This is a genomic window from Lewinella sp. 4G2 (genome assembly GCF_001625015.1).
GTDB lineage: Bacteria > Bacteroidota > Bacteroidia > Chitinophagales > Saprospiraceae > Neolewinella.
In genome coordinates this window covers 1-25,061 of the sequence record NZ_LVWJ02000014.1, presented here as the reverse complement: position 1 = coordinate 25,061, position 25,061 = coordinate 1, and the positions used below count along the sequence as shown (strand labels likewise).

Here is a 25,061-nt window from a genome sequence, read left to right as displayed (position 1 = left end):
TACCCGACTACCCGACTAAGTACTCCCCGACTACTACACCCCATCTCCCCGCAAAGCCCTATACCGCTTCCGCGCTTCCACGGCCAGGATACTATTACTGTAGTCCACGAATAGTGTTTCGTAGATCTCTTGCGCCTTTGCCTTGTCGTCGAGTTGGTTCTCGTAGAGGTTGCCGAGTGCCCAGAGGCTGTTGTCCAGGCGAATGGATTCCGGGAAGCCATCGATGATACTTTGGTAGGCGGTGGCAGCTTCTTCGTAGCGGCGAAGTTTCAGGTAGATCTTGGCTTTGAGGTACACGATATCGTCCTCCAATTCATGGCCGGGGAAGGCCTTTTTGAGGTCGTCCAAGGTTTTGAAAGCGTCGTCGAATCGGTTCTGGAATACGAGGAGTTCCGCGTCCGCGTAGGTTTGGAGAGCGGTCGCGCTGGTGTCCAGCCCCAGGTTATCCATAATGAATACGGAGAGGTCGAGGGCGTCATTAGCGATGAGGCGGGAAGTGGAGGCTTTCAGTACGTCGAATTGAGACTGGGCCCACTCGAAATCTCCCCGGAAATAGGAGAGCCGGGCGTTGCGGAAGCGGGCTTCGTGGCCCAGTAGGTCCTCCTTGAATTTCTTATCCACTTGGGAGTAGAGTAGGGTGGACTCCCACACCTCATCCGTCATCAGGTAGTAATCGGCCAGGGCCAGTTTCGCATTGGCCTGGATGGCACCATCTACGCCGGGTGCGTCGATCACTTCTTTGAGGATGTCGATTCCTTTATCCAGGTCATTCAGGTACAAAGCTTCGAGTTCCGCTAGTTGGATGGCGATCCGCGCCGACGCGGGGTTGTAGCCGAATTCGGTAAGGAACTCTTCGTAGGCCGTTTCCAATATGCGGAGATCGGCCTCGGTGTAGTCGTAACCATCAGTGATGGCGCGGCGGCGCGTCAAAAGCCCTTCCCGTTTGGCTTCGAGGTAGATACCGGAAGCGGAACTTTTATTCTCCGTGATGTAGTCAAACGCAGCGATGGCGGACTCGTATTCCTTGGCGTTAGCGGCCATCCGCCCAATGCGGAGTACCCGTTCTCCGTTTTCGTCAAGGCGCTTATCGAGGGCCCGCGCCTGCCGTAGGGCGGCCTTGAAATCCTTCCGTTGAATGAAGACCCAGGCCAGCATTTCTGGGAAGGTAGTATCGTCTTCATCCGCCTCCTGGATGCGGGCGTAGAGTTGCTTCTGGGCTTCCAGCAGGTCTTCCTCACTCAGGTAGCGCTGGAAGTAGGTTTGGATCTGCCGGGCGCGTTTAGGCTGTTCGGCCACCACGTCCAGGTAGTTGGTGATCATCTTTGTGTATTCCCCCTTGCGGCGGTACAGATCACCCAGGTTGCTACTGAAATTCTTCTTCCCCTTCATCAATTCCGAGCCCCGCTCGTACACCTTGATGGCGTAGTCGTACTTAGTCTGTGAGATGAATGCGTTGCCAAGTTGGGTGATTCGGTATTGGTCCGCCGGCAGGTTCTCAATGGCTTTGTTGTACTGTTTGGTGGCGCCTTCCTCGTCAAATTGCTGCTCCCGTAACTGCCCAAACTTCACGTACAGCGCCACCTCCTGAGGTTGTTTTTTGAGCTGCTTTTTCAGCGCACTCTCCGCGTCATCGTAGCGTTCCAACTTGATCAGGCTCGTTACGTAACGGTCGAAATAGTAGCTATTCCCCGGCTTTGCTTTGCTTAGCTCCAGGAATAATTCCGCCGATTTTTCGTACTCTCCGTCGTTGTAATATTGCTGCGCGAGCTTATTGTTCTGAGCACTCAGGGCACCGGTCAAAAGCAGGGCCAGGGCAAATAGTAAAATACGCATCTAGTAAAATCTTGATAGTTCTGAGGGATCTAAGTTACTAACGTTTCCATGGATCATTTAGGTGTTGAATAGCTATCGCTTTTAGCGTAGCCCACCCACGTCCAAATGTTAGATGAGGGCGCTGCCGCAGGTGCCAGGTTAATTGGTGGTAATACGGTGGCAACCTTCAACACGAAGTACGGACTCATTACGTACCGACTACCCCACAAAACAGAAAAGCCGGTAACACCCAAAGGCATTACCGGCTTCTCTACGGATAAGTGAGCGATTATGCTTACTCAAGCTTGAACTTCACGGGGAGGTTGAACTGTACGCGAACGTTACGGCCACCCTGCTTTCCGGGGCTCCACTTCTTGCCCTGAGTATTCATCAACTCAACGACGCGAAGGGCTTCTTCACCGGTCTTGGCACCGGGGTTCCGGACGACTTTGGCGTCAGTCACCGTACCGTCTTTCTCGACGACGAAGGAAACAACGGCCATACCTTCTACTCCGTTCTCACGGGCAATGGCAGGGTACTTGATGTTACCGTAGATGAATTCGAGCATCTTCTTATCAGCACACTGCTTTTGCTCCGCGTAGCTACCCTGGCCTTCACAGCCGGGGAAGAGGGGCATCTGCTCTACCACCTTAAAGATCTCCTCTTCTTTGGGAGCTGGTGGTGGCGGTGGGGGTGGTGGCGGAGGTGGTGGGCCGGGATCTTCCTCAGCTACTTCTTCCTGTACCACTTCTTCCATGACGGTTTCTTCGTCGACGGACATATCTTCAAATGGTGGGGGATCTTCTTCGATCATTTCCTCCGGCAGCTCCTCGATAACGGGGGGCGGTGGCGGTGGAGGGGGTGGGGGCGGTTCGGCCGTCCGCGGTGGCTCCATTTCGATCTCCTCGTCGAGCTCAAGAGCGCCGGCGGGGATGATGACCTGCTTGGAGTACTGCGTCCAACCAAAAGCCAGGAGAGAAAGGCCGACGGCGAGCGCCAGACCGAAGTTGAGGAAAGTACCACTCAGGCCAAAAACGTCGAGGGCTTCGTACTTCGCGCGGTTGGCGATGTAGGATTGTTGGCCTTCTTCATTCTTGTATTCACCCTGGAGCGCCTTCTCGGTGCGCTTATTGTAGACTGACTTCATAAAGAAGATCATACCAATAAGGGCAGCAAAAATTAACACCAACGTAATTCCAAGCGTACCTCCGGTAATTGAGAGATCCATGACTATTGGGTTAAAAAAGTTATTCGTCAGGCCCGCCCCGGTGGGAAGGCCCATTTGTAAAGTTGGTGGATAAACAGAAACAGTAGACAGCCAATCAACGCACCAATACAATTGGCCGCGATGTCAATCAGGTCCGCCGATCTGCCCGTTCCCGAAACGCCCTGCAGTACCTCCATTAGCGCGCCAAAAAGAGCAGCGATCAGGAAAGCAAGGCAGGCGCCACGCAAACCACCACGAGGGTGGAATTCCACGGACAATAATAGCGCAAAAATGGCGTAAGCACCAAAGTGAGCCACCTTATCCGGTGAAAAGAGCGAACTCCAGTCCGGTATTTCCGGAAGTTGTCGGCTGGGCAGTAAGCTGACTAATGCCAGCAAGCTTCCGTAGAGTAATAGTACCAGCCGTTGCCAGCGCCATTTACGGGGGGAAGATGAGCTTCCGGATGGTTTGGGTGGGCGCAGGTGAAATTTATTTAGGAAATTAATTTCTTGTACTCCTCAGCACTCAGCAGGCCTTCCCGATCTTCCGGGTCAGTAACTTCTAATTTAATGATCCAGCCCTTGCCGTAGCAATCTTCATTGACGAGCGTAGGGTTATCCCCTTCATTTTCATCCAACTCGGAATTGAACTCGGTCACTTTGCCGGCCATCGGCAGGAAGAGTTCACTAGTCGTCTTAACGGCTTCGACTGATCCAAAGACTTCGTTTCGTTCCAGCGCTTCACCAACGGTATCGACCTCAACGTAAACGAGTTCGTCGAGGGCTTCCTGCGCGAAGTCCGTAATGCCGACGGTAGCGATGTTGCCTTCCAGCAACACCCATTCGTGCTCCTCGGTGTAAAGAAGATTTTCGGGTACGTTCATATCAGTACAATCTAGCGTGATTGAGCCCGGCCAAAACGCTCGGCCAGTCCGGCCCGCAAAGTAGGATTATTTCAACGGTTGCCAACCACCCGCCGAGGTTTATTTGGCCTGGGCCTTGATCCAGTCGGAGGTGACGGATTTGGGGCGTTCCAGCGGCATGCCGAGGGCACGGCTCCAAACACCGGCAGCCAGTACGCCAAGGGCGCGGCTTACACCGAAGAGCACCGTGTAGTAGCTGTACTCGGGGAAACCGTAGTGGACCAGGAGGGCACCGGAGTGGGCATCCACATTAGGCCAGGGATTTTTCACCTTGCCGAGGGCCTGCAGTTTCTCCGGAACCACGTCAAAGATCTTCCATACGGTAGTGATTAGATCGCTGTCCTTAATGTACTGCTCGGCGAAACGGCGTTGCGCCACGAAACGGGGGTCGGGCTCCCGCAGCACGGCGTGGCCGTAACCGGGGATGACCTTACCGGCATCCAGCGTCTTTTGCACGTACTCGCCGATCTGTTCTTTGGAGGGTGTCTTCGTACCGAGGTTCTCGATCATTTCGAAGATCCACTTGATGACCTCTTGGTTAGCCAGACCGTGAAGGGGGCCGGCCAGTGCATTCATCCCCGCAGCAAAGGACCGGTAGGGATCGGATAGGGTAGAGCCGACGAGGTGGACGGTGTGCGCCGAAGCGTTGCCACCTTCGTGATCCGCGTGGATTGTAAGGTAAAGGCGCATCAGACTGCGGAAGTCCTCATCGTCGTTACCCAGCATGTGGGCGTAGTTGGCGCTGTAATCAAGGCTGGTGTCCGGCTCAATGTGCTGGCCATCCTTAAAGGTGCGGCGGTAGATGTAGGCGGCGACCCGGGGGAGGCGGGCAATGAGGTTCATGCTGTCTTCGTAGACGGCGTCCCAGTACTCCGTCTTGGAAATACCTTCCGCGTACCGGTTGGCGAATACACTATCTCCCTGCATAGCCATGATCCCAATGGTGAGCTGGGTCATCGGATGGGTATCGGTGGGTAAGCTATCCAGCACGGTGAAGGCTTGGGCGGGGACGTCCGCACGGCGGTGCCACTCCGCGGTGAGTCCTTTTACTTCATCTTCCGTGGGTACTTCGCCGGTGAGCATCAGCCAGAAGAGGCCTTCCGGTTTGGGTTCACCCTGGGGGCCGCTGGGGAGGAGTTTTTTGATCTCGGGAATGGAGTAACCGCGGAAACGAATTCCTTCATTGGCGTCCAGCTCGCTGGTTTCCCATTGCATCATCTTTACGCCACGGGCACCTCCCATGATTTGACCGAGGGTGACCTCCGCTACCTTTTTGTCGCCGTTCGCTTTACTGATCGCGCGCATTTCTTTAAAGAGGGCAAGGGCCTTGTCGGCAAATTTCTGTTTGAGGGTGTCCATCGGCTGGGAAAATGTTTGGTTTGGGTAATTCGAGTTGTTCCACCGTTACGGTGAAGGTCCATTGTCCTGACAACGCTACGACTGGGAGGTAGTTCGCCCAAAAGGAGTGCATTCGGGCCAGGGGCGGCAAATAACGGGAATTATCCCCACCTCATCCCTTGATCCACCCAACAATGTTTGGGGAAGCCACGGTGGGCGTTAGCTAACTACTTAGTTCCAAGGCGGCCCGATCCAATTGCTCAGCACCCGCGGCAGCGCCCAAATGTGAGATGTGCGCATAGGAGGGGTCACTCAAAATCGGATCAATGGTAGACGGTGTTAACTCTCTAACTCCATGCCCCGGAGTTTGCGCCGGGTGCCGACGGATTCAATTTCCGCCAGTAACCGGTCGGCTTCGTTGATCTCGCGGAGGTTGTACGCATTGAGGCAAAAGGAAATGGTGAGCAGGAGCAAGGCGATCGTGTACAGGAAGAGATAGGTGACGGCCTGCAGCACCACGTTCATGTTGTCGATGGCCACGGAGTCCGCGTAGACGACCCAGTCCAGGAAAGAAAAGAGCATGGAGCCGACCACGGTATCGATCAGCATCATCCCCGGGACGACCATGAGGAGTACGAGCAAATGATTGGAAAGCAAACTCCCCAACCGGCGCACGCAGTAACCAACGGTTTCCTTCACTCCGCTAAGCCCGCTGTACCCAGCATAGGCAACCGTAAAGAGGATCGGCAACACGAAGGTGAGAGAGATGGCTGTGACGATGATGTTGACGCCCAGAGCAACCGCAACGGCCAACGCTACCAGCCCCAGGAATAATTCGGAACGCCATGTGGCTGGCAGTAAATCAATGTCCGTCGCCGACCAAAAGATGTAGAAGGCCAGGCGGAATAAGCCGTAGAAAAATAGCCCCACCAGTAGCAAATAAGTCAAGCTCCGTTCGCGCGCAAAGGTGACGAAGAGCTCGTAGAAATTCATGAACTCCGCCGTGAACCACTCGCCACTAAACGTATACCGGGCGAAGGCGCTCCCGCCAAAGAAAAAGAAGGACAGCGCGCAAAACCCCAACGCCAGCACGGCCGCCCCACCGAACACTGCGGCCGAGGACTGGCGCATGATAGAAAAGGACGCCTCCAAATTTTCACCCGCAGACCGGATCTGTTGCCGCAGTACAGTTTGGTCCTTCTCCTTGGCCTGGCGGGGGAGGGAGTATTTCTTTTCTGCAGGCGTGGAAGCTACCTTTTTCGGGTACCAGTAGTAGTACCAAACCACGTACAGGAAACAGAGCGCAATGAACAGCCCACGAATACCATCCGGCACCTCGGTGTGCCGCGTCAGGTAACTCTCTAGGATGCCCGCAATGATGAACAAGGGCACGGTGCCGAGCATGATCTTCAGGCCATCCCGGGCCGAAGCTTTAAAGGCCTCAAAGCGAGATAGCGTACCCGGAAAGAGCAAACCGGCCCCCATCGTGATCCCCGCCCCGCCAGCAATAACGATGCTGCTGATCTCCAACGCCCCGTGGATCCAGATGGTGAGGAAACTCTCCCAGAAGATGCCCTGATCGTAGAAAAAGTACTGGAATACCCCCAGCATGATACCATTCCGCAGTAGCTGGACCACCGCCCCAATGGCAAAAAATGCCCCGGATACGAAGGTGAGTAGCGCAACGAAGATGTTATTCACCGTGATGGCCAGCGTCATCTTATACGGAGACATTTCCTTGTACACCGCCATGGGGTCGCCCTTGGCAATGTTGGCGCGCGTCATGTCCATATAGGATTGGCCCATGATCGTTTCGGCGAAGCTCGGATCGATCCGGTAACTCACCACCCCGATGACCATGGCTAGTACGAAGATGATCAGGGAAACGAACAGGGCCTTATGGTTGCGTTCGATGACGCGTGGCAACTCGTCCGACCAAAAGGTGAAGAAACGCCCCGTCTCCCCCTTGCGGCCACGGTAGATCTGCAGAAAGGTCCGTTGTGCCAGGTTGTTGAGGTAGACCCGCACGCTCCGGTTGGGATAGTAGGTGCGGGAATAAGAAAGATCGTCCGTCGTATGGATGTAGAGCTCCGTGAGCAACTCCGGGTCCTGGTCATCGCTTTCCAAGGCCCGCTCGTAGCGCTTCCACTTTTCCTGGTTCTTGTCGATGAAGTCGGTCTCTCTCAATTATTGGGGCTTTGCACGGCGGTGCTACAAGGTAGTAAGTGGGCCGTAAACCATGGTCAGGCGGCGGATACTTAAACCGCCACGTCATGCTCTCGCAACGCCTGGTTGAGGCTCGTTTTCTTATCGGTCGATTCCTTCCGCTGCCCAATGATGAGGGCGCAGGAAACCTGGTAGTCTCCTGCGGGAAAGGACTTGGTGTAGCTGCCGGGAATTACCACGGAACGGGGAGGCACGAAACCCCGGTGGGTAACGGGTTCCGTCCCGGTTACGTCGATAATGCGGGTACTCTTCGTCAGGACGACATTCGCGCCCAGTACGGCTTCCTTACCAACGCGGACGCCCTCCACGACAATGGAGCGGGAACCAATAAATGCATCGTCCTCAATGATGGTAGGCGTTGCCTGCAGCGGCTCCAGTACGCCGCCAATGCCGACACCGCCAGAAAGGTGGACGTTACGGCCGATCTGTCCACAACTGCCGACGGTAGCCCAGGTGTCAACCATCGTTCCCGAACCCACCCAGGCGCCGATGTTGACGTAGCTCGGCATCATGATCACGCCCTTCTCCAGGTAAGCACCGTAGCGGGCCACGGCGTGGGGGACGACACGGACACCCTGGCTGGCGTAATCTTTCTTCAGCGCCATCTTATCGTGAAACTCGAAGGGGCCTACCTCGATGGTTTCCATCTTCCGGATGGGGAAGTAGAGTACGACGGCTTTCTTGATCCACTCGTTGGCCTGCCATTCACCGTCGCCGGTAGGTTCAGCCACGCGCAGACGGCCTTTGTCCAGTTCTTCAATTACGTAATCGATGGCTTCCCGTGTGGAGGCTTCCTTCAGGAGTTCGCGCTCGTTCCAGGCGGCTTCGATGATGTTTTGTACGTCTTGCATTTGGGTATTTTTATGGGGAAGGCCCTTTAGCTGGGGCGTTGCAAATATGGGAACCACGAAAGTAAGGAGGGCCCGGGTAGCGGCCAGAAAAAATGAAAATACCGACGGACGAAGACCAGCCGGCTCAACCAGCCCGTCTCCGTACCTTGCGATTTCTTCGGCAAAATCTTCTATGCGCACCAATTTTCTTGCTTCGTTGCTCTTCCTCTTACTTGCTCTTCCGGCTTCCGCGTGGAGCCAGGGTGAGCAGCGGCTGCAACAATTGGAGAATCAAGTCAGTGAGTTGAACCAGTCCGCTACACCGGATGAAGTCAAACTGGGCACCCTTCACCTGCAGCTCGCCCAGGCTTACCACCGGGCCGGGAAGGTGGGCCAGGCCAGGTTGAATGCGGATTTGGCCAAAGAAGCTTTTTCGGAAACTCGCCCCGAGTTCCTCCCCGTCGTAGAAAACCTGCGGGGTAGTTTGGCCCTCGCCGCGGGTGATCAATTCGAAGCCCTGGCTGCGTTCAACGAGGGGCTCAATTCTTTCTACTGGGGCATCCATCGGGGCCTGCCGCGGCCGCACCCGGATAGCATTCACGGGCGGCAATTCGCCGAGGCGACCATTCTACTCGGTAACCGAGCAACGTTGCTGGCAAATTCCAACCGCCCGCTGGAGGCTTTTCTCGATTACGAATTACTCTTCCTGCTCGAAGACCAGCGCCGCCAAAGCCTGAGTGCGGAAGAACTGGACGCTTACCCCGGCCAAAATATCCGCCAGTATTACGACGCCGCCGTTACGATGCTAGTCGACCAATCCCTGACTTCCGGCGACGCTTCTTTACTGTGGGATGCCTTCGCCCTCAGCGAGCGGGGGAAGATCTACGGCCACCGGGAAAATTTACGCCGGTCGCCCAGCGAGCGGGCTCACACCATTCGCCGGCTGGAGCAACGCATCACCGAGTTATCCGCGGGCGGGTCTGGTTCTGCCAGTGGTTTGGAGGCGGCCCGGGCGCAAGTCGAGCGCCTCCGGCACGGGCGGGAGAAGATGTCATTGCGCGAAGTCACACCTCCCCCCGGCCGATCCATTTTGCCCGCTTTGGAAACCGCTGATAAAACCCTGGTCTCCTTTCACGTTGGGGCGGATGCGAGCCACGTCTTCATCATCCATCCGAATGCGGATACGGTTGCCTACCGGCGCCTGCCTCCGGCCGAGAATCTGGGGAGGGCGGTAGCGGCCTTCCGCCGCACCCTTAGCGATCCGGGTTCGGGTTCCGCGGAAGAGTTGGCCCGGTTCCGGGACCTATCGACCAACCTCTACGGCCAACTTTTTGGGGACCTTATAGAAGGTACGGGTAATCTTCTCCTACTGCCCGACGGTCCGCTGCACGCGGTGCCCTTTTCGTGTCTGGTGAGCCCCGACGCACCGGCCGTGGCGGAGTTTGGGGACTTACCTTATCTGGGGGTGGGCCGTGCGTTGCAGCGGGCCCGTTCTTCCGCCATTTTGCTGGAGGAGCCACCGCAGCGGGAGGCTTACGATTACGACTTTCTACAGTTCACTCCGGCATCAACTCCGGCTGCTTCAACTGGTAGCTCCACTGCTTTCCGCACGGATGATAATTACCTGCGGGAGGAGTTCATCGCTATCGCCAGTAGTGCCCGGGTGGTCGAACTCGAGGTGAGCGGTGCGGAAGTTTTTGCGCCGTCCCAGTCCTACCTCAGTTTTGCGCCGTCGGCGGAGGAAACCAGCGTCGAGCAGGCGCTTTCCTTTGCGGATATCGCTGCACTTGACCTCATGAATGACCTCCTCGTCCTTCACGGTTTTTCGGCGGAGCTCAGTGACCCGCGGGTAGACGGAGAGCCGCTAGCCAACGCTTTTTTGGCGGCCGGCGTCAATTCCGTGATCGCAACTCAGTGGCCGGTTTCAGGTGAATCCCGGTCGGCCCTACTGGAGGCTTTTTATGCGAACTCAAAGGCGGGTCTTCCGCGGGATGCCGCGCTGAGTGCCGCCCGGGCGCAACTCCTCAATGGTAAATACCAACATCCACACTACTGGGCTACGGCGAGTTTTTCCGGAAGGGCGCTGCCGCAGGTGCCGGGTGAGGAGGGGGGATTTCAGCTCAGTATTTTTGGGGTCGTCGGAGGTTTATTTGGTGGCGTATTCGTTTGGTGGATGGGGCGTGGAAGCAAGAGGAAGGGATAGGGTAGCGGTGCCTAAGTTTAGTCGCTACCTATTATTTCGCAAAGAAGATTAAGGCGGAAGAGACGCTAGAGATGAGAGATACTTGCGGTAGCCTGAACGTCTTCTCTATCTTCTTAATCATCTTATACCTCTTTGCGAAACCTATCTCGCCTCAGAGTCGGCTATCGTTTCGCAAAGGAAATTATGGCGGAAGAGAGGATAGAGATGAGAGATACTTGCGGTAGCCTGAACGTCTTCTCTATCTTCTTAATCATCTTATACCTCTTTGCGAAACCTATCTCGCCTCAGAGTCGGCTATCGTTTCGCAAAGGAAATTATGGCGGAAGATGAGGATAGAGATGAGAGATACTTGCGGTAGCCTGAACGTCTTCTCTATCTTCTTAATCATCTTATGCTTCTTTGCGAAACCTAACTTGCCTCAGAGTTGGCTATCGTTTCGCAAAGGAGATTAAGGCGGAAGAGAGGCTAGAGTAGCGAGAAGCACGCGGTAGCCAACTTCTCTATCTTCTTAATCACCTTATACTTCTTTGCGAAACCTAAAAAGTAACGCGGTCATAGCCAACAAACTCCAGAAGCGAACTCCTATCCGCGAAGTTTTAGGGCATAACAATTCTGAGCCCAGAACAGAAGGTCCGTGCAGGTAGTTGGAGAAAGAAAACTCCAAGCATGGCCGACCAAAAGAACCAACCCTCCATCTCCTACTGGCACGTGTACACCGATGAAGACGGCGTCAGCAGACAGCGGAAGCGGGAACTGACCGGCTTCGAACTGGAGAGCATGGGCGGCGGCTCCGGGGAGCAGTGGAACAACAAGCTGATGAAGGGCGCCACCCAGGTCATCTTCAGCGAACTGCCGGCCGATTTTGATGGCGACTGGCACGAGAACCCGCAACCACAATGGGTCATCCCCCTCACCGGCGGCTGGTGGGTAGAAACGATGGATGGCCACCGGACCGAAATGCGCGTGGGAGAACTCTCCTTCGGCGCCGACCAACACTCCAACGACGAAAAGGGCCACCGCTCCGGTACGCTGGATGGCAAACCCTGCAAGATGATGATTGTCCAGTTCACCGACAACGAAAAACTGAAGGGCGGAAAGGTCGCGCCGGACGAATTGTAGACCCAGAAACCCCAATGGGTTGGCGGCTCAATGAGTGCACGGGGCGGCTAACAAATTAACGCCCCTTTCACATCCCCCACTGGCCGTAGTGCGTTACCTACCTTTACTCCCCGAACATCCGCGCTATGAAAAAGCTTCTCCTGATCTGCCTATTTGCTGCCCTCGCCACTCCGACGTTGATGGCGCAGCAAACCAATTTGTGGAAGACACTCTCGAAGATCACCTACGAGAAGAAATTCGACGATCTGCTGGGCTTCAAGGTGGACGTGCCGGTCTTCAGCGAAGGCATCAAGGAGCTGGACGGGGAGATGGTGGAAGTGAGTGGCTACATCGTGCCAGTGGAGGGTTACAAGAGCCATTCTGAATTTGTCTTCAGTGCCTATCCTTATAATATGTGTTTCTTCTGTGGCGGGGCCGGCCCCGAAACGGTCATGGAAGTCACCAGCCTGGAGCCAGTGAAGTACACGACGGATAAAGTCAGGCTCCGCGGAAAGCTGGCCCTCAACAATGAGGACATCAACCGACTGATGTACGTGCTCACGGATGCCAAACTCGTTAAGGATGGGGACGCCGGAAGCCGGTAATCGAGGCCTTTATCCATCCTGGTCGATTTATCTTTGCGTGTACAAATAATCCCATCTTGCCCTTTTCCTTTCTTTTGAGATTCGTCTCCGGCCTGGCGCTCGTCGTCCTCCTGTTTGCATGTGGATCCGATGCGGAAGTTCCCACCTCCTCTGCACCCGCGGCAGCGCCCAGAACAGATTTACCACCGGTGCCGGTACCTGCATTTGACGCCGACAGCGCCTACGCCTACGTAGCCAAACAGGTTGCCTTCGGGCCCCGCGTGATGAACACGGACGCCCACGAAGCCGCCAAGGAATGGATGGTGCAGAAACTGGCGAACTACGGAGCGAAAGTGATCGAGCAGAACTTCACCGCCACGGCTTACGACGGAACGAAACTGGAGAGCACCAACATCATCGCCCGCTTCAACCCGGAGATGGCCGACCGGATGCTACTGGCCGCCCACTACGATACCCGCCACGTAGCCGACAGCGAACTGGAGAACGACCCCGCCGCCGTAGTGAACGGCGCGGACGACGGCGCGAGTGGCGTCGGCGTTCTCCTGGAGATTGCCCGCCAACTCAGTGCTAGCGCACCGAATATTGGCGTCGATATCGTCCTCTTTGACGCGGAAGATTACGGGGAAGGTGGCGGCGGTGACCAGAATAGCTGGGGCCTCGGTGCGCAGCACTACAGTAGAAATTTGCCCCCCAATGTGCCTCGTTACGGCATTCTGTTAGACATGGTAGGAGCCAAAGACGCCCGTTTTGCCGTAGAAGGCGTGAGCGAGCGCTACGCTCCCGATATTGTGAATAAGGTGTGGGGACTGGCCAGCACGATGTCCAAATTCGCACCCTATTTTCCCCGGGAGCGCGGGAAGGCCGTAACGGATGACCACTACTTCGTCAATACGATCGCCCGCATTCCGATGATCGACATCATTAATTTCCGAAAGGACACCAAAACCGGTTTCGTGGCCCACTGGCACACTGGCGATGATGACTTGGATGTGATTGATAAGGAAACCCTTCGGGCCGTCGGCCAGGTCGTCACGGCCGTCGTTTACCGCGAGGGGAACGGAACGATTTAATTTCCGTTACCATTTAAGCTGAAGAATCAGCGAGCCGCATTACAAAACCTTCGTGCCATCCATTTACAGGACCTCAAACTGACGCAGTTCAAAAATTACGCTTCCCAACGGCTGGAGCTGGCGGCGGGGCTGAACTGTTTCGTAGGCCCCAACGGTGCGGGAAAAACTAACTTGCTGGAAGGGATCCACTTCCTCTGCATGGGTAAAAGCTTCAGCACCAACCCGGATGCCTACGGTATCCGCCACGGCGATGATGGCACCCGGATTGAAGGCCACTTCCACCACCCCGAATCAGGGGAGACGGATAAAATTGTCGTCAAGGTTCAGAAGCGTAAGCGGAAGGTCATCGAGCGCAATGGTGCCGCCTACGAACGAATGGCCGAACACGTTGGCCGCTACCCGGTGGTCGTCATTGCTCCGGACGATAGTAACCTCGTGCTGGAAGGCAGCGAGACCCGCCGCCGATTACTGGATAACAGCCTTTCGCAGTCGGACCCGACCTACCTGAGTGAACTCATTAAGTACAATAAGTTGCTGGCCAACCGCAATTCCCTCCTCAAAGAGTTGGAGGGTCGGCCGGACGTGACCGGACTCATCGCCATTTACAACGAACAGATGGCGGAGCCGGCGGCCTACATCCACGCCTGCCGGGCGGCCTTCGTGCGGCCATTCACCCAGTTGCTGACGGAAGCCTACGCGGTGATCTCCGGCCAGCAGGAAGAAGTGAACGTCACCTACAAAAGCCAACTCACCGATATCTCCTGGGCCGATTTAACCGCGGACCGGGCCGAAAAAGACCGGCTGCTGCAACGGACGACCGGTGGCATCCACAAGGACGATCTGGTCTTTACGCAGGAGGGCCACCCCCTCCGCCGGGTCGCCAGCCAGGGTCAGCTCAAGTCATTCGTACTGAGCCTGAAACTCGCCCAGTATCGCCTACTGGAAAAAGTGACCCAGCGCCTCCCCATCCTGCTGCTGGACGATATCTTTGACAAGCTGGACCGCGACCGCGTCAGCCAACTCCTCAACTACGTCCTGAGCGCCTCCTTCGGGCAGGTCTTCCTCTCCGATACGGACCCCGACCGGGTGACTGCCCTCATCGATGCGGCGGAGGGTAACCGGTGGAAGCGCTTTCTCGTTAAAGCCGGCCGGGTTACGGAAGCCAACGCTACGCCATGAGAAAAAAGAAGGACCCCCGTAATAAGGATACCGTTACCCTGAAGGATGCCTTCCTGCAGATGCTCCGTTCCACCAAGGAAAACGAAGCGGGCTACTTCCGCGCACGCACCAAGTTGGTCTGGGAAGAATTCTTCGGCAAACACGTGGCGGACAACACCAAAAACCTGATGGTCCGTAACCGTAAGCTGTACGTGTACGTCACTAATGCCCCGCTACGGGCACAGATGATTACCGTTCGCGCCGGCATCCGTGACCGGTTGAATAAGGAGTTTGGGGAAGATTATTTGGAGGAGGTGGTGATTAAGTAGGGTGGGCTGTGGTGCCTGTTTACCACAAACAACCCGCAAGCTACGAAGTAGAATGGGCCACCTGACGGTGTGCCATCGCTACGTAGGCCGGCCCTTCGGGACGGGGTGAAGCAAGCGCCGCAGGCCTCTCCCTCTTTCCAACCTCCCCGACTCCTGCGAAACAGAATTGTTCCCCTGCAGTAGTCGTTATTAACGGAAAAAACCTCAGTTTCTCTACCTCCTCCTCTTACTCCCTGGCAACCGCCGGAGACTATCAAGTAGAATGGGCCACCTAACGGTGTGCCATCGCTACGCAGGCCGGCCCTTCGGGACGGGGTGAAGCAAGCGCCGCAGGCCTCTCCTTCTTTCCAACCTCCCCGACTCCTGCGAAACAGAAATGCTCCTCTGCAGTGGTCATTATTAACGGAAAAAACCTCAGTTTCTCTACCTCCTCCGCTTACTCCCTGGCAACCGCCGGAGGCACTGTAGTTCAATTCAACAGTTAGAAGAACAACCACTCCACCGCCTTAGGAAACTCCTGCCCCCACCGTGCTTCATTATGTTGCCCGTGCTTGTCGATCTCCACCCGGAATTCTACCTGTGTGCTATTCGTCTGCTTCTCCAACTCTTTCCGGAAGCGTTTCATGTTAGAGACCATCGTGGCGCTTTCCGCTTCGCCGCCGTAGAGGTAAATCTTACCCCGGAACTTATGGGTGAGTTTCATCATCCGGAAAGGGATCCGAGGCGTGACCCAGAGGCTGGGGCTGAAGATCATTAGTCGGTCGTAGACCTGGGGGTAATAGATACCCGCGTAGATGCTGATCAGGCCACCGAGGGAACTGCCGCCGATGCCGGTGAATTCCGCCTCGGGGCGGGTACGGAAGTGTTCGTCGACGTAAGGTTTGAGGTGTTGGGCGAGGAAGTCCACGTACTGCCGCCCGTCTCCCCGGCCGAGGCGGGTATTGAAATTGGGGATGTACTCACTGATTCGTTGGGCTTCCGCGTGGTCGATGGCGATGACGATCAGGTCACCCATTCCTCGAGCAGTGAGGCTGGCCAATTGCTTATCGACCCCCCAACTACCGTAGGGTGCGTAATCATCGAAGAGGTTCTGCCCATCCTGTAGGTAAAGGACGGGGTAGCGTTTATCGGAGGTATGGTAATCGTGGGGCAATAAGGCCGCAACCCGGCGCGTCCGGATGAGGGTAGGGATTTCAAATTCTTCGTCGATCACCTCGATCTTGGGGAGGAGTTCCGGCCGGTAGTGGAGCCCGGCGTTGGCCCAAACTTTAACGTGGTCGGGGACGGTCCAATCTTCAGTAACGAAGCGGGTATGGTTCAGTACGCTTTGCCCTGAATCTCCCAACTCAACGGCTTCCCAGCCACCGCGGGTGTACTTGTACTCAATCCGGTTGGGTTCCGCAGGCAGGTCAAGTTCAACACTGTACTGATTGGGTAAGCCCGAAGGCGTCAGGCGGTGATTTTCCTGCGCTACCGTCCAGTTATTAAAGGTGCCGGCGACGTAGATCGGGCGGTCATCTTCGGCTTCGGTAAGTAGGTGTAAAGTCTTGCGGGGCATGGTCCGGCGAAGGTAGTATTTAGTAGCGTAGTCGGGTAGTAGCGTAGTCTGGTAGGCCGCACTACCCGACTACCCGACTATCAAACTACTCCAAGTTCCCTACTGCCTGTACCGACCACTCCAGCCGAGCATCGAGGGCTACGCTACTAAAATCTCCAGCGACAAGGATTAATTCTACGCGCATCCGTTCACCGAGGAAGATATCCTTCAAGTTGCGGAGGCCGGGGTTAAGATCGACGCGAACCTGACGGCGGCGGAAGAGATCGTCCACACTGAAGAGGAGGTCGAATTGGTCGCAGCCACCGGACTGGCCGACGGGGCAAACGCGGAGTTCCATACGTTCAAACTCGCTGAAATCGTCACCGGTCAGTGAGGTGACGCGGGCGCGGAGGCCGCCGACGAGGTCGATGTCGTCCGCAGTGACGCCGGCACGTTGCATTTCTTCCTGGAATCGCGTTGCCACGCTGGGGTCCGCCACTACGAATTGCTGGATGCGGCTCTGGCCGGCGGGGATGGGGAATTCGATGACGGGATATTGCACCTCGAAGAGGCGGTCTCCCAGATTATCCGAACCACAACCCGCACTCAGGAAGATGAGGGGGAGCAGGAGCAGGCTTAGCGCTTTGTACATAGTGAGTACGGTTTTCGGGTGTCAGGTAATCGTCCCTAATGACTAACGTCGATCCGGTGGCGAAGGTATGTCTTTTAGGCCCCTACTTACTCCGCACCCGCGGCAGCGCCAAAATGAGCAGTGGGTAGAAGTTGGTTGGCCATTGGGCTACTGCTACGGTACGAATCTTTTACCTTCGCGCCACAATCCCCCATAAATGGCCCTGAAGTACAAAAGAGTGATGCTGAAATTGAGTGGTGAGACCCTGATGGGTGACCAACAATACGGTATCGACCCGAAAATGCTGACCTACTACACGAAGCAAATCAAGGAATTGGTGACCATTGGTGTGGAGGTAGCCGTGGTGATTGGGGGCGGCAACATCTTCCGGGGCCTGAGCGCCGCGGAATCGGGCGTCGAACGGACCCAGGGTGATTACATGGGCATGCTCGCCACGGTCATCAACGGGATGGCGCTGCAAAGCATGATGGAAACCCACGGCGTGTTTACCCGCCTGATCTCCGCCATCAAAATGGAGCAGATTGCCGAGCCGTACATCCGCCGCCGTACGATGCGCCACCTGGAGAAGGGGAGGGTAGTGATCTTCAGCGCCGGCACCGGTAACCCTTACTTTACGACCGACTCCGCCGCCGCACTTCGCGCCAACGAGATCAAGGCCGACGTCATTTTGAAGGGGACACGCGTAGATGGTATTTACACGGCCGACCCGGAGAAAGACCCGACCGCGGAGAAATACGAGACGATCACCTTTAAGGAAGTGATGAACAAGAATCTTCGGATCATGGACCAGGCAGCTTTCGCCCTCTGCGCGGAGAACAACCTGCCAATCATTGTTTTTGATATCAACGAGCCTTCCAACTTGCGGAAGATCATGTTCGGAGAATCGGTGGGGACCCTCGTGACGAACTGATTTCAGCATAGACGTTATCGGGAAAAGCGTGACTGGCCAAGATGGCTAGCCACGCTTTTTTTACGGAGTGAGGCCACTTTTACGGGGTGAGAATTGTGCGCGAGGGACGATTCGAAAAATAAAGTTAGCAAGACAACATTTGCCACGCTATCTTTATTCTATCAGTACCAAAACGGACCGATCATGACCGCTACCCTCAGCCCTTACCAGGATTATGACGCTTATACCCCCGCCGACTACGCCGTTTGGAAAACCCTTACGGAGCGGCAACTAGAAGTGCTTGAAAAGTACGCTTGCGAAGAATACAACGCTTGCGTCCGGGCACTGCATCCCGTCATCTCCCCCACTCATCCACCACGTTTCGAAAATTTGAACGAGCAATTGAAGGCGGCGCATGGTTGGTCCATTAAGGTAGTCCCCGGATTTCTGCCGGTGGACGAATTTTTCGGTTTACTCTCCACCAAACGCTTCTGTTCCAGCACCTGGTTGCGGGGAGAAGACCAACTGGATTACCTCGAGGAGCCGGATATGTTTCACGACATCTTCGGGCATATCCCCCTATACCTCAATGCAGATTACGCCAGTTTCGCCCAGAAATTAGGGGCACTCGGCGTTAAGTACCACGCGAACGAAGAAAAGGTGACGCAGCTTCAACGCTTGTACTGGTTCACTATCGAATTCGGCGTCATCCGCCAAGCGGACGGTTTAAAAGTTTACGGCGCCGGTATCTGTAGTAGCTATTCCGAAGTGCTCCATGTGTTCAACGACTCCAAAGTAGAGATAGTGGATTTTGACCTGGATGCAGTCCTAGCTCAGGATTTCGTCATCTCGGAAGTACAGAATAAATACTTTGCCATCAACGATTTCTCCGAGCTATGGGCGGTGGTCGATAAGTTGGCGGTTCGGTGGAGTGAGTAGTAGCGAGTGGCGAGTTGCGAGTGTCAAGTAGTGAGTACTTGTACTCGAAACTCGATACTTGCAACTCAAAACTAGTAGCCTCCGAACTACCTTTGCCCCATGCTCAACTTTCTGCGCAACCTATTTGGGGCTCACCAGCCTACCGCAGCGGACAATACCCCTCCCGAGATGAAATTCCTGATTGTTGGCCTCGGTAACCCCGGTGCCAAGTACGAAGAGACGCGCCACAACATTGGATTTAAAGTGCTGGATGCTTTAGCGGAGGAATGGTCCGACGTCAGCCACGGCAAGATGGCGCGCATCAAGCACCGGGGCAAACAGGTACTACTGCTCAAGCCGGATACTTTTATGAACCTTAGTGGCAAGGCGGTTCGCTACTGGTTACAGAAAGAAAACATTCCCAAAGAGAACCTGCTCGTTGTTGTTGATGACTTACACCTGGACTTCGCCCAGCTCCGCTTGCGGGGAAAAGGAGCGGACGCCGGGCACAATGGTCTCAAATCCATTGACCAGCTTAACGGCGGCAACAATTACGCCCGGCTGCGCTGTGGGATTGGCCGCGACTTTCACCCCGGTGAGCAAGTCAAGTACGTCCTGGGTGAGTGGACGACGAAAGAACGGGAGGGCTTATCAGATTTGATCAAGACCGCGGGGGAAACCGTCCTCAGTTTTTGTGGCCACGGGCTGCAGAATACCATGAATAAATTCAACAACGGCGGGAAGAAAAAGAAAAAAGCCAAGCAAGCCCCTCCCGCTGGCTCTGAAGGCGGTCCGGATTGAAGGAACCTAAGCGGGAATGCGGCCAAGTCCGTCGCCCATTTGCCAAACCTGTTTGAACGTGTGTGGTTAGGAAGCAGCATAACCACCCCGCTTGAAGACTCAGATCACCATCGTAGGCGCCGGTTTTTCCGGCCTTTCCGCCGCCGCTTACTTGGCGCGCGAGGGCTACGCCGTACGCATCCTCGAAAAGAACGAAGGCCTCGGCGGCCGGGCCCGCACCTTCGCGGCAGAAGGCTTCCAATTCGATATGGGCCCCAGCTGGTACTGGATGCCCCAGGTCTTTGAAGATTTCTTCAACGACTTCGGCTCATCGGCCAGCGAGCACTACAACCTGGTGCGCTTAGACCCCAGCTACGAGATCTACTTTGGGAAGGGCGACCGGATGGATGTCCCCGCCAGCACGGAAGAACTGTACGCCTTGTTCGAGCGGTTAGAACCCGGTAGCTCCGCTAACCTGAAGCAATTCCTCAGTGAAGCAGAGTATAAGTACCGCGTAGGCTTGGGGGAATTCGTCCAGAAGCCAGGACACAGCATATTGGATTTTGCTGACTTCCGCGTCGTCAAGGCTGCCATGAAGTTGCAGATGCTGACGGACATGTCCAGCTACGTACGTAAGCTTTTTAAGCACCCTCAATTGAGGGAACTGCTTGAGTTTCCGGTCCTGTTTCTTGGGGCAACGCCCGCCAATACACCGGCACTGTACAGTCTCATGAATTACGCCGACCTTGAACTCGGCACCTGGTACCCGATGGGTGGGATGCATAAGATCATTGAAGGAATGGTCGCCGTCGTCAAGAACCTTGGCGTGGAGATCATTGCAGGTGCTGCGGTGGAATCCGTACGTACTTCTAATGGCACGGTGGAATCCGTGACCACCAGTGATGGGACCACCTTCGCCACCGGTGTACTCATCAATAGTGCGGACTACCACCATTTCGAGCAACAGGTGCTGGAACCGGCGGACCGCGTCTACTCAGAAAAATACTGGAGTAAGCGGGTTATGGCACCCTCCAGCCTGCTCTTCTACGTAGGTGTGAACCGGCGCATTCCTGATCTGCACCACCACACGTTGTTCTTCGACGCTGATTTCAACCAGCACGCCCACGAGATCTACACGGAGCCCGCCTGGCCCGAAGATCCTCTTTTCTACGTATGCGCGCCTTCGGTAACGGACGCCTCCGTTGCCCCTGCGGGTCACGAAAATCTGTTCTTCCTGCTGCCACTCGCCGCCGAAATTGAGGATACCGAAGAACAACGGGAGAAGTATTGGAACCTGATGTGCGACCGTTTCGCCGAACGTACCGGGGTGGACATCCGCCCACACGTTGTGTACAAACGCGCCTTTGCCCACAAAGAATTCAAGGAGGACTACAACGCTTACCGTGGTAATGCCTACGGCCTGGCCAATACCCTGACCCAGACGGCTTTCCTCAAGCCAAAGCTCCGCAGTAAAAAGTTGGACAACTTATGGTACACGGGGCAACTAACGACCCCCGGGCCGGGGATGCCACCCAGTATCATCTCCGGGGAAGTCGTCGCCCGCGATGTCCACCAGAGCCTGACCGGCGCTAAAGATATTTCCTCTAAACCTCAGCCCACACCGATCAATGCTTAGTCTTTACCAACAAACTTGCCGCGAGTGCGCATCGCTGATCACCCGCCGCTACAGCACCAGCTTTAGTCTGGGCATCCGGGTATTTGATAAACCCCTGCGCGCACCGATCTACGGCGTGTATGGGTTCGTCCGGTTTGCGGATGAGATCGTGGATACCTTTCACGGCCACGATAAGGCAAAGTTGTTGAATAAGTTCCGGGAAGATACCTATGCGGCCATTGAAGACGGTATAAGTCTGAACCCGGTACTGCAAGCCTTTCAGGAGGTGGCTAATCGCTACGGAATTGGTCGCGACCTGATCGATCCTTTCCTGGATAGTATGGCAATGGACCTGGAGTTCAGCCGCTACCACGATGGTCTGTACAAGACCTATATATATGGTAGTGCCGAAGTAGTGGGGTTAATGTGCCTCAAAGTATTCGTGGACGGTGACGATGCAGAGTACGAAAGACTAAAAGACGCAGCTTGCGCGCTGGGTTCCGCATTTCAGAAGATCAACTTCCTTCGCGACATCAAGAGTGATTACGAAGAGAGAGGCCGGGTCTACTTCCCCGGGGTGGATTTTAACCAGTTCACCAACGAGATCAAAACTGAAATCGAAGAAGATATCAAACTTGACTTCGACCACGGCTACGAGGGCATCAAGCAGTTGCCCAGTTCTGCCCGGCTGGGGGTTTACCTGGCCTACGTCTATTACACGAAGCTGTTCCAGAAGATCAAAAAATCTCCCGCTAAGCAGGTAGCGGACGAACGGATCCGGGTGCCGGATACACGCAAGGTCTACCTGCTGGCCAGTTCAGCGGTAAAGCACCAGTTCAACCTATTGTAAAGTAGGTATACGTGGATCAACCGAGCACTACCCGTCCAGCAGCCACTAAGGCTTCTGGATTCGAATTCTATCTGAAGGTATTTCTGATCTTTGCTTTTGCTTCCGGAACCCTAGCTCATTTGCTGCCAGCCGTACTACCGGTAACGCGCTACACTACTGATGGCCTGCTCCTGGTACTCAACGGGCTTTTGCTTTACGCGATTCAAAAAAGAAATCAGGATACCGCCCTGCTTTGGTGGCTGGTGGTGGCTTACGTTTTTACGTTCACGATGGAAGCGGTGGGTGTAGCTACGGGAGCCATCTTTGGCGAGTATACCTACGGCCCCACGATGTGGGCGCAATGGTTGGGCGTGCCCTTCGTCATTGCCCTGAACTGGTGTGCCCTTACGCTCGCCTGCAATGAAGTGGCCATTCGCTTGGTCGGTGTTCCTCGGCGCCAGGAACGCTCATTTTTAGTGCGATCCGTATTCGCCGCCCTGATAGCAGGCATCCTTACTGCACTGTATGATGTCGTGATCGAGCCAGTTGCCATCGAGTTGGATTACTGGTCCTGGGCAGCCGTGGAAATTCCACTACAAAACTACTTGGCCTGGGCGGCCATCGCCTTTGCGATTTCCCTGCCGCTCCACTTACTCGGCATTCGTTTTAGGAGCCCTTTGCTGTTGGTTTACTTTTTCGCCCAGCTGTTCTTCTTCGTTGTGCTAAATTTAATGCTGTGAATACCGATTTCGACATTGCAGTACTTGGGGGTGGGCTGGCCGGACTATCGCTACTGTACCACCTCATCGAAGCGGGTAAGTTGGCCGATAAGAAAGTGTTGCTGGTCGACCCGGCGGGGAGGAAAAATAAATACGACCGTACCTGGTCGTTTTGGGAAGCTGAGCCGGGCCCGTTTGAATCACTCGTTCACCACCGATGGGATACGGTTACCGTGCATGACAATGAGCGCGATCTAATTTGTGAGCTAGCGCCCTATCAGTATAAGTTGATCCGCAGTAGCGACTTCTACGCGCACGTCAATAAAGTTATTGATGCGGCAGGGGTGGTTACCCGTCTCACTGACCGCGCGGAGAACATCACCTCCGCCGAAGAATTTGTCCACTTTACGAGTGGGGGGCAATCGTACCGCGTTACCCACGCTTACTCGTCCTTACCCCTGCACCTGCGGCCGCGCCAGATCAAGCAACCTTACCTCGATCAACACTTCAAGGGGTGGATCATCAAAACGGAAGAGCCGGTGTTTGACCCGGCCGTTGCGGCACTAATGGACTTCAGGACACCACAGCACGATGAGACGAGGTTTCTGTACGTGCTGCCGACCAGCTCCACCGAGGCACTAGTGGAAGTAGCTATCTTCAGTAACAATCACTTGACATCAGAAGCTTACGACGAAATACTATCTCAGTACATAGCGGCGCACTGGACAGAAGGGGCCTATACAGTCAAACACGTTGAGCAGGGGAATATTCCCATGACGACCTATCCCTTTCCTACTTCCGAAGGCAACCTTACCTACATCGGTTTGCGGGGAGGAGCCGCCAGGCCCAGTACGGGCTATACCTTCTACGGTATGCAGCGGCAATTGGGAGCGCTTGCTAAATCCTTCCCCTCCCGGGCGCCAAAACCCTGGCGTCGGCGTGATCTTTATTATGATGCGACCATACTCGGTCTACTTCAGCATAACCGGCTGCGCGGCGATCAGATATTCCTGGACCTCTTTAGCGCCAACCCCACGCCGCGTTTACTCGCATTTCTAAATGGAGAGTCAGATTTTACGGAAGAATTGGCCATCATGTCTACGACCAATATCCGCGAATTTGGCAAGTCGTTCGTCCTGGAAGCACTGCGCTAGTGGTCTGTCAATGTTTAATTTCAGGTAGAATGATGATGGATTTTCGTTGCTAGTGAGGCACTCGAACCGGAGTTTAGCCGTAGCTAAATGAGGATTCGAGTAACGAAGCTAGCGGCGAAAAGACGCATCAGGTCACCTGAAAACTTAAGCTTGACAGACCACTAGAATAATTTTGCGCGGCCGCAGGTGCAAAGTAAGTAGGGAATACGGGGGCTCCAGCAGAAAGGAAGCTAGACAGTGTGTAGGCACCTTTATTACTAAGCCCAAACTACTTGCAAATATGCGGTGGAGCGACGTATCTTTGCTGTCCGCCCAGAGGGAAACGTCCCTTCAAATGAGTGTGGTGAAGCACCCGAACGTAACGTGAGGCAGCCAGTAAAAAAAGATGAATCTATTTTCATCTACACCTTGTGCAGGTCATCATCTTCACTGTATCTTTGCGGCCCGTTAGCGAGAAACGCCTCGCTGATAAGCTTGAAACCTTAGTTGTACGACCGCTCTAAGCGAGTTGTTCGATCTAACAATAAAACTTTCTTAAAAAGTACAATGTTGTTAGGAAAGCTAAAGGCGAAGACCTTATCTTTGCGGCCCCTTAACGAAGGGTGATGAGTTGAGAGTTTGCTTTGGTTTGCTTCGGCAAATTATTTTGAGAAACTTTCATATAAGTGTTGCACAGTAAAAGAAAGGGTTGTAATTTTGCACCCGCTTTGAAAGCAAGGCGAACGAAACAAGCTGCTTAAATAACCTTGACGGTTACAATTAGCAGGTCAGTCAAGCCCACTCACTTGGGTAGCGATAACATTCAACTAGTACGATTTTAAGCAGTCGTTACTTGACGGATTGGGATACAACTTGACGCAACGATCTTTGACATCAATGGTAGGCGAGGTTCAAACGCCGTATTTATAGAATTAGACAATCTGCTTTTGCTGCTCTTTGGGGTAGTAAAGGTTAAGATTTTGGAAACAATACAGGCCCTGACAATTAATTTAGTTTAATCAATAACAGCATTGAACTCTACTCGGTACGTTCGAAATAACAGGCTGCACCTTAGGGTGTAGTTATAAGAACTTTACTATGGAGAGTTTGATCCTGGCTCAGGATGAACGCTAGCGGGAGGCTTAATACATGCAAGTCGAGCGAGAAACCCCTTCGGGGGCGGACAGCGGC

23 protein-coding genes and 1 rRNA gene are annotated in these 25,061 nt (G+C 54.9%); 15 read left to right on the top strand and 9 right to left on the bottom strand.

Annotation, left to right across the window (positions count from 1 at the left end; genetic code table 11):
• Positions 1–33: 33 nt before the first annotated feature.
• The gene (locus A3850_RS02075) at positions 34–1,833 is read right to left on the bottom strand and encodes a tetratricopeptide repeat protein (protein WP_068213689.1); all 1,800 of its coding nucleotides are present in this window, start codon (positions 1,831–1,833) and stop codon (positions 34–36) included.
• Between the two features lie 105 nt (positions 1,834–1,938).
• Here A3850_RS02075 and A3850_RS20065 point away from each other — a divergent pair, with 105 nt between their 5' ends.
• Positions 1,939–2,097 carry a hypothetical protein gene (locus A3850_RS20065; protein WP_157500825.1) on the top strand — a complete coding sequence of 53 codons (159 nt, stop codon included), beginning with the start codon at positions 1,939–1,941 and terminating at the stop codon, positions 2,095–2,097.
• 10 nt (positions 2,098–2,107) lie between these two features.
• On the opposite strand, the gene A3850_RS02070 is transcribed toward A3850_RS20065, so the two are convergent.
• From A3850_RS02070 to A3850_RS02045, 6 genes are all read right to left on the bottom strand, one after another.
• Positions 2,108–3,040 (bottom strand): energy transducer TonB, encoded by a 933-nt coding sequence (locus tag A3850_RS02070; RefSeq protein ID WP_082921890.1) that lies wholly within the window; start codon positions 3,038–3,040, stop codon positions 2,108–2,110.
• Between the two features lie 26 nt (positions 3,041–3,066).
• Positions 3,067–3,417: a VanZ family protein gene (locus tag A3850_RS02065; RefSeq protein ID WP_068213688.1), complete on the bottom strand. Its 351-nt coding sequence runs from the start codon at positions 3,415–3,417 to the stop codon at positions 3,067–3,069.
• Between the two features lie 95 nt (positions 3,418–3,512).
• A complete protein-coding gene (gene gcvH / locus A3850_RS02060) occupies positions 3,513–3,902 on the bottom strand; it encodes a glycine cleavage system protein GcvH (RefSeq protein WP_068213686.1) in 390 nt (129 codons plus the stop codon).
• A 99-nt stretch (positions 3,903–4,001) separates the two neighbouring features.
• Positions 4,002–5,300, bottom strand: a complete 1,299-nt coding sequence (locus A3850_RS02055; protein ID WP_068213683.1) for a citrate (Si)-synthase — start codon at positions 5,298–5,300, stop codon at positions 4,002–4,004.
• Between the two features lie 318 nt (positions 5,301–5,618).
• Positions 5,619–7,466, bottom strand: a complete 1,848-nt coding sequence (locus A3850_RS02050; RefSeq protein ID WP_068213680.1) for a stage II sporulation protein M — start codon at positions 7,464–7,466, stop codon at positions 5,619–5,621.
• 71 nt (positions 7,467–7,537) lie between these two features.
• Positions 7,538–8,356 carry a 2,3,4,5-tetrahydropyridine-2,6-dicarboxylate N-succinyltransferase gene (locus tag A3850_RS02045; protein ID WP_068213677.1) on the bottom strand — a complete coding sequence of 273 codons (819 nt, stop codon included), beginning with the start codon at positions 8,354–8,356 and terminating at the stop codon, positions 7,538–7,540.
• A gap of 172 nt (positions 8,357–8,528) precedes the next feature.
• Here A3850_RS02045 and A3850_RS02040 point away from each other — a divergent pair, with 172 nt between their 5' ends.
• The 6 genes from A3850_RS02040 to A3850_RS02015 all read left to right on the top strand — a co-directional run bounded on the left by A3850_RS02040 (position 8,529) and on the right by A3850_RS02015 (position 14,798).
• On the top strand, positions 8,529–10,538 hold the full coding sequence (locus tag A3850_RS02040) for a CHAT domain-containing protein (protein ID WP_068213674.1): 2,010 nt from the start codon (positions 8,529–8,531) through the stop codon (positions 10,536–10,538).
• A 666-nt stretch (positions 10,539–11,204) separates the two neighbouring features.
• A complete protein-coding gene (locus A3850_RS02035; protein WP_068213672.1) occupies positions 11,205–11,657 on the top strand; it encodes a cupin in 453 nt (150 codons plus the stop codon).
• A gap of 125 nt (positions 11,658–11,782) precedes the next feature.
• Positions 11,783–12,241 (top strand): hypothetical protein, encoded by a 459-nt coding sequence (locus A3850_RS02030; protein WP_068213667.1) that lies wholly within the window; start codon positions 11,783–11,785, stop codon positions 12,239–12,241.
• A 56-nt stretch (positions 12,242–12,297) separates the two neighbouring features.
• The gene (locus A3850_RS02025; RefSeq protein WP_231915270.1) at positions 12,298–13,311 is read left to right on the top strand and encodes a M28 family peptidase; all 1,014 of its coding nucleotides are present in this window, start codon (positions 12,298–12,300) and stop codon (positions 13,309–13,311) included.
• An 18-nt stretch (positions 13,312–13,329) separates the two neighbouring features.
• Entirely contained in the window at positions 13,330–14,490 is a 1,161-nt protein-coding gene (locus tag A3850_RS02020; RefSeq protein WP_369916975.1) for a DNA replication/repair protein RecF, read from the top strand.
• Positions 14,487–14,798, top strand: a complete 312-nt coding sequence (locus A3850_RS02015; protein WP_068213663.1) for a DUF721 domain-containing protein — start codon at positions 14,487–14,489, stop codon at positions 14,796–14,798. The genes A3850_RS02020 and A3850_RS02015 overlap by 4 nt, the downstream gene beginning before the upstream one ends.
• Positions 14,799–15,279: 481 nt before the next feature.
• Here the strand turns inward: A3850_RS02015 and A3850_RS02010 are convergent, their stop codons facing one another.
• Together A3850_RS02010 and A3850_RS02005 are read right to left on the bottom strand one after the other, a co-directional pair.
• Positions 15,280–16,356, bottom strand: a complete 1,077-nt coding sequence (locus A3850_RS02010; RefSeq protein ID WP_068213660.1) for an alpha/beta hydrolase — start codon at positions 16,354–16,356, stop codon at positions 15,280–15,282.
• An 85-nt stretch (positions 16,357–16,441) separates the two neighbouring features.
• Positions 16,442–16,987 (bottom strand): hypothetical protein, encoded by a 546-nt coding sequence (locus A3850_RS02005; protein ID WP_068213657.1) that lies wholly within the window; start codon positions 16,985–16,987, stop codon positions 16,442–16,444.
• Positions 16,988–17,183: 196 nt separating this feature from the next.
• Between A3850_RS02005 and pyrH the strand changes: the two genes are divergently transcribed.
• The 8 genes from pyrH to A3850_RS01965 all read left to right on the top strand — a co-directional run.
• Positions 17,184–17,897, top strand: a complete 714-nt coding sequence (gene pyrH / locus A3850_RS02000) for a UMP kinase (RefSeq protein ID WP_197493967.1) — start codon at positions 17,184–17,186, stop codon at positions 17,895–17,897.
• A gap of 183 nt (positions 17,898–18,080) precedes the next feature.
• Positions 18,081–18,815: a phenylalanine-4-hydroxylase gene (locus A3850_RS01995; RefSeq protein WP_068213654.1), complete on the top strand. Its 735-nt coding sequence runs from the start codon at positions 18,081–18,083 to the stop codon at positions 18,813–18,815.
• Between the two features lie 168 nt (positions 18,816–18,983).
• Entirely contained in the window at positions 18,984–19,595 is a 612-nt protein-coding gene (pth, locus tag A3850_RS01990; RefSeq protein WP_082921888.1) for an aminoacyl-tRNA hydrolase, read from the top strand.
• 91 nt (positions 19,596–19,686) lie between these two features.
• Positions 19,687–21,210 (top strand): NAD(P)/FAD-dependent oxidoreductase, encoded by a 1,524-nt coding sequence (locus A3850_RS01985; RefSeq protein ID WP_068213649.1) that lies wholly within the window; start codon positions 19,687–19,689, stop codon positions 21,208–21,210.
• A complete protein-coding gene (locus A3850_RS01980; RefSeq protein ID WP_068213646.1) occupies positions 21,203–22,039 on the top strand; it encodes a phytoene/squalene synthase family protein in 837 nt (278 codons plus the stop codon). Before A3850_RS01985 ends, A3850_RS01980 begins: the two co-directional genes overlap by 8 nt.
• 119 nt (positions 22,040–22,158) lie before the next feature.
• Positions 22,159–22,758 carry a carotenoid biosynthesis protein gene (locus A3850_RS01975; protein ID WP_231915269.1) on the top strand — a complete coding sequence of 200 codons (600 nt, stop codon included), beginning with the start codon at positions 22,159–22,161 and terminating at the stop codon, positions 22,756–22,758.
• Positions 22,755–23,891, top strand: coding sequence for a lycopene cyclase family protein (locus A3850_RS01970; protein WP_068213640.1), 1,137 nt, complete (start codon positions 22,755–22,757; stop codon positions 23,889–23,891). Before A3850_RS01975 ends, A3850_RS01970 begins: the two co-directional genes overlap by 4 nt.
• A gap of 1,074 nt (positions 23,892–24,965) precedes the next feature.
• Positions 24,966–25,061: ribosomal RNA gene (locus A3850_RS01965) — 16S ribosomal RNA — on the top strand; the annotation flags it as partial.

Excerpts from the sequence above, each read along its gene's own strand:
- A3850_RS02045 (WP_068213677.1), bottom strand. The coding sequence starts at position 8,356 with ATGCAAGACGTACAAAACATCATCGAAGCCGCCTGGAACGAGCGCGAA.
- A3850_RS01980 (WP_068213646.1), top strand. The coding sequence starts at position 21,203 with ATGCTTAGTCTTTACCAACAAACTTGCCGCGAGTGCGCATCGCTGATC.
- A3850_RS02035 (WP_068213672.1), top strand. The coding sequence starts at position 11,205 with ATGGCCGACCAAAAGAACCAACCCTCCATCTCCTACTGGCACGTGTAC.
- A3850_RS02075 (WP_068213689.1), bottom strand. The coding sequence starts at position 1,833 with ATGCGTATTTTACTATTTGCCCTGGCCCTGCTTTTGACCGGTGCCCTG.
- A3850_RS02070 (WP_082921890.1), bottom strand. The coding sequence starts at position 3,040 with ATGGATCTCTCAATTACCGGAGGTACGCTTGGAATTACGTTGGTGTTA.
- A3850_RS02015 (WP_068213663.1), top strand. The coding sequence starts at position 14,487 with ATGAGAAAAAAGAAGGACCCCCGTAATAAGGATACCGTTACCCTGAAG.
- pyrH (WP_197493967.1), top strand. The coding sequence starts at position 17,184 with ATGGCCCTGAAGTACAAAAGAGTGATGCTGAAATTGAGTGGTGAGACC.
- A3850_RS02005 (WP_068213657.1), bottom strand. The coding sequence starts at position 16,987 with ATGTACAAAGCGCTAAGCCTGCTCCTGCTCCCCCTCATCTTCCTGAGT.
- gcvH (WP_068213686.1), bottom strand. The coding sequence starts at position 3,902 with ATGAACGTACCCGAAAATCTTCTTTACACCGAGGAGCACGAATGGGTG.
- A3850_RS02055 (WP_068213683.1), bottom strand. The coding sequence starts at position 5,300 with ATGGACACCCTCAAACAGAAATTTGCCGACAAGGCCCTTGCCCTCTTT.
- A3850_RS20065 (WP_157500825.1), top strand. The coding sequence starts at position 1,939 with ATGTTAGATGAGGGCGCTGCCGCAGGTGCCAGGTTAATTGGTGGTAAT.
- pth (WP_082921888.1), top strand. The coding sequence starts at position 18,984 with ATGAAATTCCTGATTGTTGGCCTCGGTAACCCCGGTGCCAAGTACGAA.
- A3850_RS01995 (WP_068213654.1), top strand. The coding sequence starts at position 18,081 with ATGACCGCTACCCTCAGCCCTTACCAGGATTATGACGCTTATACCCCC.
- A3850_RS02040 (WP_068213674.1), top strand. The coding sequence starts at position 8,529 with ATGCGCACCAATTTTCTTGCTTCGTTGCTCTTCCTCTTACTTGCTCTT.
- A3850_RS02030 (WP_068213667.1), top strand. The coding sequence starts at position 11,783 with ATGAAAAAGCTTCTCCTGATCTGCCTATTTGCTGCCCTCGCCACTCCG.
- A3850_RS02010 (WP_068213660.1), bottom strand. The coding sequence starts at position 16,356 with ATGCCCCGCAAGACTTTACACCTACTTACCGAAGCCGAAGATGACCGC.